The organism is Ktedonobacter robiniae, assembly GCF_016587375.1.
Lineage (GTDB): Bacteria > Chloroflexota > Ktedonobacteria > Ktedonobacterales > Ktedonobacteraceae > Ktedonobacter > Ktedonobacter robiniae.
On sequence record NZ_BNJG01000002.1, the window covers coordinates 1,141,417 to 1,155,567 of the forward strand.

18 protein-coding genes are annotated in these 14,151 nt (G+C 52.4%); 12 read left to right on the forward strand and 6 right to left on the reverse strand.

Annotated elements, in window-relative coordinates; translation table 11 throughout:
• Positions 1-48: 48 nt before the first annotated feature.
• The 4 genes from JMJ04_RS25555 to JMJ04_RS48110 all read right to left on the reverse strand — a co-directional run bounded on the left by JMJ04_RS25555 (position 49) and on the right by JMJ04_RS48110 (position 3,079).
• Positions 49-1,671 (reverse strand): WD40 repeat domain-containing protein, encoded by a 1,623-nt coding sequence (locus JMJ04_RS25555; protein WP_201373247.1) that lies wholly within the window; start codon positions 1,669-1,671, stop codon positions 49-51.
• Between the two features lie 14 nt (positions 1,672-1,685).
• Positions 1,686-2,219, reverse strand: a complete 534-nt coding sequence (locus JMJ04_RS25560; protein WP_201373248.1) for an RNA polymerase sigma factor — start codon at positions 2,217-2,219, stop codon at positions 1,686-1,688.
• A gap of 216 nt (positions 2,220-2,435) precedes the next feature.
• Positions 2,436-2,930 (reverse strand): hypothetical protein, encoded by a 495-nt coding sequence (locus JMJ04_RS25565; protein ID WP_201373249.1) that lies wholly within the window; start codon positions 2,928-2,930, stop codon positions 2,436-2,438.
• Positions 2,931-2,953: 23 nt separating this feature from the next.
• Positions 2,954-3,079 carry a hypothetical protein gene (locus tag JMJ04_RS48110; RefSeq protein WP_268887372.1) on the reverse strand — a complete coding sequence of 42 codons (126 nt, stop codon included), beginning with the start codon at positions 3,077-3,079 and terminating at the stop codon, positions 2,954-2,956.
• 177 nt (positions 3,080-3,256) lie between these two features.
• Between JMJ04_RS48110 and JMJ04_RS25570 the strand changes: the two genes are divergently transcribed.
• The 8 genes from JMJ04_RS25570 (at position 3,257) to JMJ04_RS25605 (ending at position 9,204) form a co-directional block, all read left to right on the forward strand.
• A complete protein-coding gene (locus JMJ04_RS25570) occupies positions 3,257-3,496 on the forward strand; it encodes a hypothetical protein (protein WP_201373250.1) in 240 nt (79 codons plus the stop codon).
• A 40-nt stretch (positions 3,497-3,536) separates the two neighbouring features.
• Entirely contained in the window at positions 3,537-4,346 is an 810-nt protein-coding gene (locus JMJ04_RS25575) for a DUF6585 family protein (protein ID WP_307811739.1), read from the forward strand.
• Positions 4,347-4,388: 42 nt separating this feature from the next.
• Positions 4,389-4,796 carry a GNAT family N-acetyltransferase gene (locus JMJ04_RS25580; RefSeq protein ID WP_201373252.1) on the forward strand — a complete coding sequence of 136 codons (408 nt, stop codon included), beginning with the start codon at positions 4,389-4,391 and terminating at the stop codon, positions 4,794-4,796.
• A gap of 334 nt (positions 4,797-5,130) precedes the next feature.
• A complete protein-coding gene (locus tag JMJ04_RS25585) occupies positions 5,131-5,847 on the forward strand; it encodes a potassium channel family protein (protein ID WP_201373253.1) in 717 nt (238 codons plus the stop codon).
• A gap of 86 nt (positions 5,848-5,933) precedes the next feature.
• Positions 5,934-7,265 (forward strand): protein kinase domain-containing protein, encoded by a 1,332-nt coding sequence (locus JMJ04_RS25590; protein WP_201373254.1) that lies wholly within the window; start codon positions 5,934-5,936, stop codon positions 7,263-7,265.
• Positions 7,266-7,299: 34 nt separating this feature from the next.
• Positions 7,300-7,443, forward strand: a complete 144-nt coding sequence (locus JMJ04_RS25595; RefSeq protein ID WP_201373255.1) for a hypothetical protein — start codon at positions 7,300-7,302, stop codon at positions 7,441-7,443.
• An 89-nt stretch (positions 7,444-7,532) separates the two neighbouring features.
• Entirely contained in the window at positions 7,533-8,006 is a 474-nt protein-coding gene (locus tag JMJ04_RS25600; RefSeq protein ID WP_201373256.1) for a DUF1772 domain-containing protein, read from the forward strand.
• 58 nt (positions 8,007-8,064) lie between these two features.
• Complete coding sequence (locus JMJ04_RS25605; protein ID WP_201373257.1) at positions 8,065-9,204, forward strand: FAD-dependent oxidoreductase; 1,140 nt, start codon at positions 8,065-8,067, stop codon at positions 9,202-9,204.
• An 81-nt stretch (positions 9,205-9,285) separates the two neighbouring features.
• On the opposite strand, the gene JMJ04_RS25610 is transcribed toward JMJ04_RS25605, so the two are convergent.
• Positions 9,286-10,164, reverse strand: a complete 879-nt coding sequence (locus JMJ04_RS25610; RefSeq protein ID WP_201373258.1) for an SDR family oxidoreductase — start codon at positions 10,162-10,164, stop codon at positions 9,286-9,288.
• 81 nt (positions 10,165-10,245) lie between these two features.
• On the opposite strand from JMJ04_RS25610, the gene JMJ04_RS25615 reads away from it, so the two are divergent.
• Positions 10,246-10,422: a hypothetical protein gene (locus JMJ04_RS25615; protein ID WP_201373259.1), complete on the forward strand. Its 177-nt coding sequence runs from the start codon at positions 10,246-10,248 to the stop codon at positions 10,420-10,422.
• A gap of 81 nt (positions 10,423-10,503) precedes the next feature.
• Here the strand turns inward: JMJ04_RS25615 and JMJ04_RS25620 are convergent, their stop codons facing one another.
• On the reverse strand, positions 10,504-11,742 hold the full coding sequence (locus tag JMJ04_RS25620; protein ID WP_201373260.1) for a hypothetical protein: 1,239 nt from the start codon (positions 11,740-11,742) through the stop codon (positions 10,504-10,506).
• Positions 11,743-11,959: 217 nt separating this feature from the next.
• Between JMJ04_RS25620 and JMJ04_RS48115 the strand changes: the two genes are divergently transcribed.
• The 3 genes from JMJ04_RS48115 (at position 11,960) to JMJ04_RS25630 (ending at position 14,142) form a co-directional block, all read left to right on the forward strand.
• The gene (locus JMJ04_RS48115) at positions 11,960-12,091 is read left to right on the forward strand and encodes a hypothetical protein (protein ID WP_268887373.1); all 132 of its coding nucleotides are present in this window, start codon (positions 11,960-11,962) and stop codon (positions 12,089-12,091) included.
• Positions 12,092-12,139: 48 nt separating this feature from the next.
• Positions 12,140-12,367 carry a hypothetical protein gene (locus JMJ04_RS25625; RefSeq protein WP_201373261.1) on the forward strand — a complete coding sequence of 76 codons (228 nt, stop codon included), beginning with the start codon at positions 12,140-12,142 and terminating at the stop codon, positions 12,365-12,367.
• A gap of 485 nt (positions 12,368-12,852) precedes the next feature.
• Positions 12,853-14,142 (forward strand): winged helix-turn-helix domain-containing protein, encoded by a 1,290-nt coding sequence (locus JMJ04_RS25630; RefSeq protein WP_201373262.1) that lies wholly within the window; start codon positions 12,853-12,855, stop codon positions 14,140-14,142.
• The last annotated feature ends 9 nt before the right edge of the window (positions 14,143-14,151 follow it).

Here is a 14,151-nt window from a genome sequence, read left to right on the forward strand (position 1 = left end):
GCCCCGCCTCCCACGCCCTCTTGCTTTATGGCAAAGTGCTCAAGTAAATCAGGCTACCGGAAACACCCGAGCAACGGTCTGGGGATCGGGCATTATTGTGGGCTGGGTATCGGGCGTTGTTGAAGGTGTGACCTGACCTTTGCTCGTTATGATCTTCATCTCAATGGCGAGCATATACTTTCCATTGGGCGACCAGAACAGCTGAGAAATTTGCACAGCACCCTCTTTGTAAACATGCACGACCTTGCCACTATTAGCAGCTACAATCGTGATATTGCTTTCATAGCTATTCTTACCCAGTTGTGTAGAACCATTATAGGCTACCTGCTGACCATCAGGCGACCACGTTACCAGGTTAGCTCCAGGGTAGCTGGTGACCGTTTTATTGGTCTCCACATTCCACACTTGAATGAGCACAGGAGCATTCATCGCATATTTGTTGAAGGCCAGGTTGTGCGTTTTGGGCTGGAAGGCAAGCGAGCCAGGGTTACCGCCGCCATTCTGTTTGAAGACAAGCGCACGGCTAGAGAGCTTCCAGGCCCAGATAAAATTCGAGCTTGTGGGATCGCCACCTTGCGTATTGAAAACAGTAGTGGCCAGGTACTGACTATCTGAGGACCAGGCCAGGCCTTCTCCATTGTAGCCACCATCCCACTTCAGCGTGTAGTCAAGCGTAGCGGTCTGTGTGTTCACAACCTGAATGTAGCCGTAGGGTCCCGCGCTCACGTTTAACGCGATGGATTTACCATCAGGCGACCAGGCAGCGTCCCTAAAACCCAGGCCACCACTGGCGGGGAACAGAGTCGAGAGATGAGAGCCGCCAACCAGCGAGTTCATGGCCCCTGGAGTTGCCGTGCGTGCCAACGATGTAGTATACGAGCGCACCACCGTACCCGATTGGCTGTTGGCGATACGCAAGGCCTGATTCGTCGCAATCGCGAGCGACTGGCTATCTGGCGACCAGGACACGCCATAAGCCCACTCACCCTCCCCAGGAAGCTTGATTGTCTGGAGCGTTTTACCAGTCGCCGCGTCCCAAATCTTTACACCATCATCAGTAGTGGAGGCAATCCTCTGGCTATCGTTTGACCAGGCCACACTCTGGAAACCCATCTGATCGCCTGGAATGGTCACAGCATTGTTGCCAGTAGGCTGCGGGGTAGGCAACGGCTTTGGCGTTGGGCTAGCTACCGCTTTAAGGTTGTTTGAGCCGGAGGCACCCAATTGCGCGAAACGGCTCTGCGCGACAAAGAAGCCGCCGACCAGGACGGCCAGGATAATAACGGCGACCAGGAGGCTCAGAGAGCGCTCGTAGCGTCTAAGACCAGTTTTTTTATCGTCCATGATATTCTTTCTATTTCCTCGCTGTATATGTTGTGCCTGGAACAGCGCTTGCTCCTGCGAAGCTGGCAGAGGTCTGAGAGGTGGGCGCGGCGCGGCTCCGATCTTTTCTATCAATCCGCGCTGCTCCACCAGGCGCTCTTCCACCCGCTGCAACACCTGCTGATAGCGCTTAAACTCTGGATCATATACACGCTGTAGATCCTGCACCAGGCGTACATCCACGTCCTCAGGCTGCTGTCCAGGCAGATATTCTTGACCCATGGTCAATATCTCTTCAATTGACTCATCTACGCGCTGAGGGGAGAAAGGCTCATTGTGTTCATTCATAATATGTGTTCCTCCTACTCATTTTCGTAGACTTTGCGTAATAATTTGACTGCGCGTGAGAGCATGACACGGACCGCGCCCTCACTCTTTTGCACAATAGTCGCAATTTCAGCGCTGCGCAGGCCATGAGCAAAACGTAGGCGTACCAGTTCCTGTTGCAGAGCGGGCAAACGCTTAATGTGCTCCTGAAGGCGTGTCGCCTCCTCTTTACGAAGCAGCACGACTTCAGGCGTCACATAGTCCTGCTCATATTCCTCCTCTGGCACAAATTCCAGGGAGATGCCCTGCCGGCGCTTGAGCTTGCGATGATAATCCGTCACCTTGTTGCGCGCCACGCACCAGAGCCAGGCCTCCTGCTCCTTCGCGCCCAGGCTTTCAAAGCCTGAGCGCTCCAGGGCCGCCAGAAAAACGTCGAGGAGCAGGTCCTCCGCATCCTCCAGCGAGCGCAGATGCCGGTACAGATAAGCCAGGAGCGCTGGCGAGTATTGCCGATAGACCGCGGTCAAATAGGCCTTATCATTCAGCGAGGGAGTGTGCTCTTTCCGCATATATTCCCCTACTTTATGTATTTTTGAGATCTCGCAAAACACATCGTATAGGTGCAATTTTTGTTACAACAGCAATTCAGGCAATCCACAAGGGGGATATTTGGGGAGACTCGCCACTGTGAGGTTCGCCGAGTAAAAGGGTGTGGTGGCTGCGTGACAGAGCCACGCAGCCACCACACCCTTACCCATATCAAGAGAGGAGTGAAGTGAATTTTGTTATTTTGCTTTCTTACGTGAGAGGAGTTGCTGCAATTTCAGCAGGTCTGTACGCGGAAACCCGTACCCCCACTCCTTCGCGTAGCCTTCCTCGCCCAGGGTATTAAGGAGGTGCGAAAATTCCCTCCTCAACTTAGTAGCGAATTCGCGCAGCGAACATGTGAGAACCAATTCACATCTCCCTGCGTCATTTAGCCGATGAGAAAAGGTCTCTTTAAACCAGAGAATACGGATCTCGATCTGTTCTTCTTGCCGAGAGAAGAGCCAGCGGTACTCTCCAGGTTCTTCTTGCCAGCGGCATATGCCCTCTTGCGCCCCTTCAACCAACGAGATGACGGTCTTAAGGAGATCACTCAGGCCATCGGAGAGATAAGAGGCTGTGATGGTCCACTCGTTGGTCCCATCAGAGAGTGATGCTTCTGCCCATCCCCTTCCGGTCACAGTACAATCCAACCACACTGGTGGCAGACTCATATTTTCTTCTGTGTTACTCATTCTGTTTATGTTGGTTCCTTGACTTACTCACCAAGCACGCCAGATACCACCTGCTCAGGCTCGGCTACACTGGGTGATACGCGTACCAACCAGACGCAGGCGCCTACCAGCAGCAGCGCGACGCCCGCCACAGCAAAGACGTTGCCCACGCCGAAGAGGGCCGCATTCTGGCTCCTTCCACTAGCAAAACAACCATGCTAAATATACTTCGCTAAATATGCTTCAGTTTTGCCAGTATAGCATACCAGGGTTGCTTGTAATGTTGTTTGATGGTTATAATCCACACACATCTAAAACTATAGAAAACACAAAAAGAGGCATCCTTTATGACACAACCCTATATTAAGCCATGTCCTGAATGTGGAGGGCAGCGTGTACTTGTCGAGGCTTTAACACCTGTTCATGGAGGATTTAATCTCCTTATGCTCAAGCAACCCCTGCGTTCAACTCCACTCTTCAGTAAGAAAAATAGATACTCTGATACAGTCGCCCTTACCTATCTTGTGTGTGGATACACAGCGATGTATGCGACCAAACCAGATAATCTTAAACCAGATAGCAAGTAAAAACCTATTCTAGATATATTATTTTTCCAGGAGCGTATCTATGCCCAACACCCTGTCCGAAGCTATTTACAGAGAGGCAAGCGAGCACCATGTTGGTAAACCGCTCAAGTCTTATCGCAATAAAAGAGTGCTTGCTCTTTTAATTCTTGCTTTGGCCTTGTTTGTCATAACCACGTGCAACATCGTCTTTTCTATTTATGATTATCATCAATGGCAAAGCCGGGCTCAGAGTACAGACAACTTCTTCAGAGTATGCTCAACCTGTATCGAGAGTAATAAAGAGAGCATACAAAACATAGTTAACTCTACAGCACAGCAAATGCAGACAAAAATCTGGATATCCAGTCTCCCGTTGCTTGTAACGCTCGTCCTCTTCCTTCTCTACTGGCCTGAGCGCAAAAAACGCCTGTACCTGTGCAGTGAAGGGCTACTATTTACCACTGGCAAGCAGACAAAGGTTATCCGCTGGGATGAAGTTCAAGAGGTGACCAATGATACAACAAGTTGCACCCTCAAACGGAGCGATGAGAGTGCATTTTCTATTGAGAAGGGTCTTATCAATAGTGAACTCTGGAGAGTTATTGAAGATAGATTGGAAGAACGCTTGCGTTCGCGCATACTTGAGCGTTATGAGCGCGGCGAGACGCTTAATTTCGGCGATATCCTTCTCGACACACGTGGAATAAAACGCAATGGCTATACCAATACCTGGCACGAGATCGCCGATGCGCGCATCGAGGGACAGCGGATCGCATTGAAAATTGGCAACGAGTGGGAAAGGTTGCCGGGGAAGATACCCCTGGCACGGCTCTGCGTCGAGATGATTCAGCACGCCAGGATTGGGGTATAATAGGCAGGCGTTAAGCAGTATAAATAGAGAAGGAAAAGCACTATGTCCACAATTCAGATATTTCTCCACGAGGAGCAACCAATTGATCCTCACGCAGTGCGCGAGCTTTACACTAGCGTCGAGTGGTGGCCTGAACGGACCGAAGAGCAGATCGCCCAGGTCCTTGCCAGCGATGTCGCGGTCGGCGCCTGGGATGGAGAGCGCCTGGTTGGCTTTGCGCGCGTCGTTTCTGATCATATCTTCCATGCCTATATAGAGGATGTAATGATCCACCCCACCTACCAGCGGCGAGGCATCGGCCAGCTCTTGGTATCCCGCTTGCTAGAGGCGCTCCCCAATGTCAAAACCATCACGCTCTTTTGCCAGGAGAAGCTTCTCCCTTTTTATGAAATACAAGGATTTCGCGCCTTCCCCTCCCAGGTCGTTATGCATCGCATACCCACTGACTAAATTAGAAAAGTTTAATCGAGCGTAACGATTAATTCAACATAGGCGCCCGATTTATCGCGTGCAAGGCGATTTATCGCAGTGATACGGCTTGGCAGGTCCTACTTATATAAAGATGATATAGTTCTGCATAGAGTTTTTCGGCTTGAAGATGCTTCCCACGAGAGAACCCAGCGTGGCGAAAAAGTCCCGTTCTTCTGTATATATGCGATAAATCGCCTTGCGCGCGATAAATCGGGCGTCTATGGTTTTATAACGCATATATAGTGGTGTTATAGGATTGCTCATGTAAGACATCTATTAACTCTACAGCTATACAAGTACCAGGAGAGCGCGTATGAAGCCTGGAGATCCACCCGAAGGGGCATTGTCCGAGTCCTCAATATGGATGAAAATTCGCCATCCACATATTACTCTGGTGGGGAACTATGGCCTGGTGCTGGTCTTCATTGTGCTCTCAATTAGCATTATCGCTGGGAGCGCCAATCATTTCTGGGTGATCGCGCTCAGCGTCCTTCTGACGTCAATAACGCTCCTGCTGGCGCTGTGGGCCTCTGGCTCGGGCCAGCGCACGATGTATTTTGGCCTGGGCGCGCTGACTATCAGCGTTGCCACAGTCTTTGTACAGGCCGTCATTCGCGGGGAGCAGTATCTCTGGCTGCCGGAGACAATAGATATGCTCTTGATCTTGATTACGCCTATTGTGATCGCGCGCCGCCTCTTTTTGCGCCACATTATCAACATGCAAACGCTGCTGGGGGCGCTCTGCATCTATCTCCTAATCGGGCTGTTCTTCGGCTGCCTCTATACAGTCTTTGATTTCCTCATTCCCGTACCGGTCTTTACCAAAATCATGAAGCCGACTATCAGCGACTATCTCTATTTCAGCTTTGTCACCCTTACCACGCTGGGCTATGGAGATCTCGCACCCGAGGGCGGATTCGCCCGCTCCCTGGCCGTCATCGAGGCCCTCTCCGGCCAGCTCTACCTCGTCACAGTCATCGCTCTGCTCATCAGCTATATCAGCGGCAAACAATCAGACAAACACCCATGACTTAAATCTAATATTGACCTCATCATTTGCACATTCGCATGTTATACTTCTTGAGAAAAACCACTTTGCAAGATAGAGAAAAATGTATGCAGCAATCATCGATGGTACTCTTCTGCGATGAGTGCGGACTGGCTAACAAAGCTACCGCCAGCCATTGTGTCTCCTGCCAGCATTCACTTGCCCATCAGAGCCAGGACAGTGAACGCGACGCTTCACCGATTGCACCTATCACTTTCACCCCAAAGCCAGTACTCGAAGTGTGCGCCGGAGCCGCTCTGGACCTGGAGGACCAGGAGTCGTTTGCGCCTGTAACAGCATCCAACACCTTAACCTGCGATTTTCGACCTGACAGTGTCCTGGCCGGACGCTACCAGGTTCAAGAAGAGATTGGACGCGGCGGCTTCTCTACGGTCTATCGCGCCCTAGACTTGAAAGCTGGCCCCGACCAACGGCTGGTCGCGATCAAACGTATTCAACTGGATAAGCTCTCCTCGCGCGAGGCAATCGATGCCACCGAGACCTTTTACCGCGAGATCGCCATGCTGGCACGCGTGAAGAACCTGAGTGGCATTCCCACCTATTGCGAGCACCTGACCGACGCGGAGAACTGGTATCTGGTCACACAATATATCGAGGGCCAGACCCTGGAGGAGTATTTGCAGAAAGCTCCAGGTGGCTATCTTGATGAGAAAGAGGTAATCGCGCTTGGCCTCAAACTTGCGAGCCTCCTGCACACCCTGCACATCACGGCGCCACCAGTTATTTTTCGCGATCTCAAGCCCGCGAACATCATGCTCACGCCCAATAACAAAATATTTTTGATAGACTTTGGCATTGCACGCACCTTTACCCGTGATAAGGCAAGGGATACCGTACCACTCGGCTCGCCCGGCTACGCTCCGCCAGAGCAGTACGGCCGCGCCCAGACCAGCCCGCGCTCCGATATCTACAGCCTGGGCGCGACTCTGCAAACCCTGCTCACCGGACGCGATCCCTTGGAGCTAGCGGAGGGCGAGCCCTCGCGTAATCCCAGACCAATTTCACCCAGGTTTAGAAAACTTCTGGATAAGATGCTCTCCACTGAGCCCTCGCGCCGCCCGAAAGACATGGAGCGGGTAAGGTTGTATCTGGAAAATAACCCTACCATGTTTTTTTTAATGGGCATGGTATATGGAGGTACCTATAGCCTCCTGGCTCTCCTGAATCTTTTTCTACCCGTTGACTGGAGGGCCTGGGTCGGCTTTATCTGGCTGGGTATAGCCAAATCTGTTGAGAGCATCATCCGAAGCAACCTCAAACTACCCGATAAGAACCCGAAGGGAATGAAACGCTACTGGTGGCTTGGCCTGCTCACCTGGTCATTATTGCTTCTAGTATTTTTCTGGTTAGGGCACATCTTTTTCGGCTGGGCTTTTTGATGCGCTTAAGATAGAGGGCCAGGAGTGTATTCCAGTGACCAGTCTAAAAGCCGGTGGTCGCTGGAATCCGCCAGTCACCGCTGTAAGCGCTTTGACTATCACCAGCAGATGCGACTTCTGCCAGCATTTGCCTGTCTCCTGTATGCCGATGGGCAAAACTATCCTCATGCACCCTTGACAGTTAACGATATATCGTTTATGCTTCGAATAAAGATAACGATATATCGTATTGTGTGATAGAGGTAAACATGAAAGGGGAAAAGACGCATGAATCCTGCTACCGTCCTCGACTTCGTGAGCTTATTCTTCGCCGGTATCTTAGCTGGCGCACTTTTCGTCATTGACTACGGGGTAGGGCACGCAGTCGCCGCCATTCTGGACGAACAGTCGCAGATCCAGGTACGCCAAACCCTGATACGAAGCCTGCGTATATTGATGCCTGTCATCTTTATTCTGACGATCCTCCTGGGAGTCGCCATAACGGTTCTAGATGGGTTCGATCAGGGCTTTGCCTTCCGCTTAGCAGGACTACTCGTTGTGCTCACCAGTTTCTTGCTCGCGCTCATCGGCACGGCCCCCATCAACGCAGCCGTGCTCACCTGGCAGCCTGCTGCGCCGCCGAAGAATTGGCGGACGCTGGTCAGTCGGTGGCAGCGATTCGATAGGGCTCGTACATGGGTAGCGATCATGGCATTTGCACTCTTCTTAACGGCCACGGCACTCAAGCTGACAGTTCATTGACCTTTGAGAATGCGGCCTCAAACGATATATCGTTAATAATAGAAAGGAAAACACTCTATTGGAAAAAGACATAACTATTATCGGTGCGGGCCTTAGTGGTCTTACCCTCGCCAGCGTGCTGCATAGGCACGGTATTGATGCCACGATTTACGAGCTTGAAGCGTCGGCTACGGCCCGTCATCAGGGGAGCGTCCTGGACATGCACGAAGAATCGGGGCAGCTTGCCCTACGGAAGGCTGGACTTTTTGAGGCTTTTAGAGAGATTGTCATTCAAAGTGGCGATGACATGCGTATTCTTGACAAGACCGGGACCGTTCGCTGGGAAGACAGTGGTAACGATACTCGACCAGAGGTTGATCGCGGAGCGCTGCGCCACATCTTGTTACAATCACTGCCAGCCAACTGCATTCATTGGGGAAGCAAAGTGACCAATGTCGTCAAACTGGAAGGTGGAAGACATGAGGTAACGCTGGCGAGTGGAGAGACATTCACGACAGCGTTATTGATCGGCGCGGATGGTGCCTGGTCAAAAGTCAGGCCGCTGCTTTCAGACGCGCAACCGATATACTTGGATATCTCATTCGTTGAAGCGCATCTTCTTGATGCAGATGTGCGTCATCCTGAGAGCGCCGACCTGGTTGGACATGGCTCTATGTTTGCTCTGTCCGACGAAAAGGGTCTGATTACGCACCGGGACGGCGATGGACGGATCAACGTCTATATTGCGCTCAAGACTCCCGAGCCCTGGGCGGCTTCCAGTGAAATTGACTTTCGTGATACTGAGGCCGCCAGGCGATGGCTGCTCAAGCACTTTACTGGCTGGAGTGACCAGTTACGTGCCCTCATCACAGAGAGTGATGCAGAGTTTATTCCTCGTTCCATCTACACACTGCCAGTTGGCCACCGTTGGGAACGCACCCCTGGGGTAACATTGCTTGGCGATGCCGCTCACCTGATGTCGCCGTTCGCTGGCGAGGGTGCCAATCTCGCCATGCTTGATGGTGCAGAGTTGGCAGAAGCCATTCTTGCTCATCCAGACGACATAGAAACAGCGCTCGCACTCTATGAAGAAGCGTCATTTCCTCGCAGCGAAGCCGCCGCTGCTGCATCCGCCAGCAATCTCACCATCAGCTTCCGCTCCGATGCGCCTCAAGGCATGCTCGATCTCATGGCTCATTATGCCCACCAGGAAGGTTAGTTTTCAAAAGTTCGCGTTTCACGTGGAGTAGTGCACCCCGCTAGCGGCGCACAGCGTTTCGCATATTACACCCATATCCTCTTAGGAAAAGTCTCTGGCGTGATCAATTGCCCATTCTTTGTAGGTATGTGCCGGGGTGCCGGTGATCTCTTCAACTTTGGACGAGATTGGCTCTGGCTCCCTGACGAACCCTGCCCAGGCGTTGAGCATGCCATCTACCATCGCGGGCGGCAATTGGGTCAGCATCTTTGGTCGGATGACCTCGGGCGAAATCTCTTCATAGCGCAATGGACGTCCGATAGCCTCACCAATGGCCTGCACCTGTTCAGCCTGGGTGAGCACTTGAGGACCGGTCAGGATATACTTTGCCCCGTTATGCCTGTCGCTGGTCAAGGCTTGAACCGCCACCGCAGCCACATCCTTCTCATGAATCAGCGTCCTGGCAGCCGCCGCATAAGGCCAGCGTACAACATCGCCAGAGCGAGTTTGTTGTGCCCAACCGAGCGTGTTCGTCGCGAGTCCACTGATACGTAGGAAAGTCCAGTTAAGGCCAGATCCTTCGATCAATTTCTCGATAGTGGCGTGAAAGTCGGTAATCGGTTCAGCCTGTTGCGCGCGTCCTTCACGTGTGCTCATTGATGAAAGGTAAACCACGCGCTGGGCGTACTTTTTCAGCTCATCCAGAACCGCAGGCGCCAGGCTCGTAGGTAAGCCAGGCCAGACCAGGAACACAGCCCCAACTCCAGCTAAAGTCTCACCTAACGTGCTGGGCTCTGCCAGGTCCCCGCGCACAATTTCAACCCCATCCGGCAGATCAACAGAACCGGGATTACGAACCACGGCCCGGACAGGAACGGCCATGTCCAGCAACTGAGATACCACGTACCGGCCCACATTACCAGTCGCTCCTGTAACCAGAATAGTTTTTCTCTCTGAAAAGCCATTTTCATTTATGCTCATCTTACACACTCCTCTTTATAGCCTTTAAGGAAAGCTTGGCCTCGTTACAAAAGAGTTTAAGGCACAAATGAACATCCCGCCTTGTCTGAAAGGCCAGTTATTCCCCTGCCCATTAGAGCGGTACGCCGTGGCAGAGCCGATGCCCTTAAAAATGCTGCCAACCTGGCCTATGAAGTATGTCACAATATGGTCGCCCAGCATGGCTATGCCTGGCCTCAAGAACTGGCAGAGCGTGTGGAACTGACTCTTGCTCAATGAAAAAAGAGAGAGTTATTCTCGATAAGTTAAGAATGCCTCTCTCTTTGTTGTGCTTCGACTGCTTTGACGCCCGAAGGGATTTTAGTTCGCGGTCAGAGTCACATCATCGACGTACATATATCCATAATAGGACTGGCTGTTAGAGTTCTCGTGGTCCAGAAAGCGGATGCCAATCGTCTGGCCCGCGTAGCTGGAGAGGTTGAAGGTTGCCGGCACCCAGGCGCGGTCGTTAGCAGTCTTCTTAAAGAGCTGCTGCACTACCTGTCCGCTACTGTTAATGACGTCTACCTCCTGCCAGGCATACGTGCTCGAGTCATTAGTAGTTGGCCAGTAGTAGAAGCTGAGCGACGCGCTGGTAGAGGTACTAGGAATAGTCACCATCTGGTAGGCGATTGAATCCCCTTGCTGACCACTGGTGGCACCGACACGCAACGAGTAGCTTCCACTGTGTTTCTGAGTGGTCGAGCGTACCGGATTAGGCGAACCCGAGTAGGTCCAGTTGCCGCTCGCTTCAAAACCACCATTTTGAATCAGGTTGCTGCCCGTCGGCGTCCCAGTTGGAGAGGGCGTAGGTGTAGTAGATGGCGTATGCGTTGGAGTGGGGGTTGGCGTTCCACCGCTACCGCTGCCAAACTGAATATCAAGGATGGCATGCAGTTCAATGCCGTTGGGGGCAACGCCCGTCTGACCATGCAGGAAGTCAAAGAAGCCGACACCAGTAACGGTCACAGGGACATTGGCAGTCTGGAAGCTACTCGTAACGTTATAGCGGGCATCAAAGGCCGTGCGGGCCTTCTGAATATCCGACATCAACGGGCTGGAGGAGCCGACGCAGGCTGGATCTGGAATCTCGACAATCATGGTCTTGCCTGATGTATCGCTGAGGATCAGGTGATAGTCAGAGTCGCTCTCCAACTTGTATTGTGTCAGTGTTCCCTGGACCTGGTAGACGGTGGTTTCGGTTGGCTGGATACGGTTATTGGCTGGCAGAGTGCCTGGCGCGGACAAAGCAGTTAAGGTGGCAATCGTGGTTGGGGTGATTGACTGGAGATTGACCAGGCCAATATCGGCATCCGTACCTGTTTTGACCGCCCAGCGCTCCACACCACAGCTTCCCGTGCTGCTCAATGGTTGAGGTCTAAGGCTCTCATGGTCTGCTTCAGCATCTTGCAGGTCCTGTGGCTGTGCGGGCTTCGCGCTGACAAGCGAGTTGTACGAATACCCCACGCCTATAACCACAAGCAGAAATACAAGGGCGAGGGAGAGCAAGAAGCGCCTTTTGACGCCAAAATCTCGGATGAGTAGGAACAATCTTTTCATACAAAACTCCCTTTCTGAATGAAAAGCGTACCCTCTTTGGTTAAGAGAGGAATGACACCAGAGGCAAAATAGAAGAGAGAATTTTTATGGTTCTCTGCATAAGTATAACGTATATTCTTTCTACAAACATTAATAACGTGTTAAAGCAGCACTTTGACGTGAGCCAAGCAATGCATTGGATACATTTTATATCAAGCTTGAAGAGGGAGTTAAAGCTATGCAACAATTTTCGCTGCCAGGCGAGCTTCGGACCCTGATTACCCAGATTTATGGGATCACACTGGGTGAGGCCGAGCGGTGTTTAGCAAAGTACATTCTTTTTTACCGATTTCTAACTGCTCCATTATAATCTAGAGAGGAGTACACCACGAAGTAAAAAGAGAGGAGTTAACACACCTTGACATCATCGAAAAACGAAATCCAGCAACGAGCGAAAAATGACGTAGGGGCCTCCTTCCCGAACGTCTTGCGTGCCGATGGGGATCTAAGAAATCACGCCTTTGCTATCGCGCAACAAGAGGTGCAGAATGTTCCCGGGCAAGATCCCCTTGCGGTACAAGATTATGCCGAACAGTATATAGCAGCTTACCGGCAGGCAGTTGAAGAGCGTGATGCCCAAAGATAACTGCCACCCGAGTTGAAGGCATTACAAGCGATATGCCTGGGGTTTGCGATGCTCTAAGCAAGGACATACACAAGTTTCCTTTCATTGTGCTATCTGACCAACGCTGCAATTAGCCTGAAAAATTACGATGTTCACGCACCTCACGTACCCTCAACCAAAGAGCATCAACAGCGTCCGTCAACAATCAGGGATCAGCCTCCCTACACACCTCTCTAAACGCTTTACATTCTTCAAGAGTTCTGTTACATTCTTACAGAGGAATATACTTTTATTCTATTCTTCATATCTCAAACGTTTTGAGACTGTCAAGCAAGCACCATACCATACTTCTTGAGCATTCCTCTCCCTATTACTCATCTTCACAAAAAGAAGGGTTTCTTTTTCATGAGTGATCAGACCCCTTACAGCTTCAATCTACCACAACATACTCTCTCTAGCGAACACCATCAGACAGGTCTGGTTGCGAGACTTTCCAAGAGGTCATTATGCTAACCATCAACATCGAGACAGCCCGTCGCTTCATCCTCGGCAAACAGGGCTTATGGCCCGGACGGCGCTGGCGAGGCATCGAGGGCGCCGAGCAGGCCATGCGCGCGATGGAGTACCTGCAACTCGACCCGCTGCACATCATCGCGCGCAGCCAGGACATTAAACTGCACAGCCGCGTCCTCGATTACACGCCTGGCATGTGGGAAGACCTGGCCTATCAGCAGCGCAAGTTCTTTGATTGGGGTGGCTGGCTGGCTGTCCGTCCGATGGACGAGCTGCCGCACTGGCGCGTGGTCATGCGTCGCGAGCGTGATGGCCACTCTGGCGACTCGCGAATTTGCCGCATGGCGCGCGAACACGCCGATGCCATCGACGAAATGCGGGCCATCCTGCGCGAGCGCGGCACCGTGAGCAACCGCGACTTCAAGATGGCGACGCGAACGCGAACACAGAATTATCGCGGTAGCAAGGACAGCGCGCTGGCCTTGTATTATCTCTGGCGCACCGGAGAAGTGATGACGCACCACCGCGAGAACTTCGAGCGCGTGTACGCCCTCACGGAAACGGTCGCACCTGCGCATCTCATTCGCGAAAGCGACGAGGCCGAGGCTGAGCGCTTCTTGATCAGAAAGGAAGTAAGCTTCTTTGGCCTGTCGCGGCTGAGCCGTACGAGTGATGCGTTTCATGGGCGCGGCGAGCCGGATCGCACAGCGAAGAAGCTGCTTGGGGCAATGGTGGCCGATGGCGACCTCATCGAGGTGCAGGTTGAAGGCTGGAAAAGGGTGCACTACGCGCTGGGGAGCGACGCCGAGGTACTGGGCGATTTGAGCGCTGGACGCGTGCCAAAGGCCTGGACGCCGCTGGAGACAACCACGACTCAAGAGGTCGTCTTCCTTGCACCGCTCGATCACGTCAGTGCGCGAGGGCGAGCCAAAGTGTTGTTCGGCTTCGACTACGTGTGGGAGGTCTATAAGCCTGAGCACCAGCGCAAGTTCGGCTACTACACGTTGCCGATTTTGTGGGGCGACCGGCTCGTCGCGCGGTTCGACAGCAAACTCGACCGAAAGACCAACACGTTTATCATCCTGGGCTTGTGGCTGGAGGATGAGGCTCTCGGCAACGATGAGGCCTTTGCGGAGGCATTGGCTTGTGGGTTTGCGCGATTCGTGAGGTTTCTCGGCGCGAGCAAGCTGGATACAACGGCGATTCGCGAGCCGCTGCTGCGCAGACGCGCCTGCGAATCTGAACATTCACCATCTTCCCAGAATCAGTCTGATGATGTATGACCAGACCTC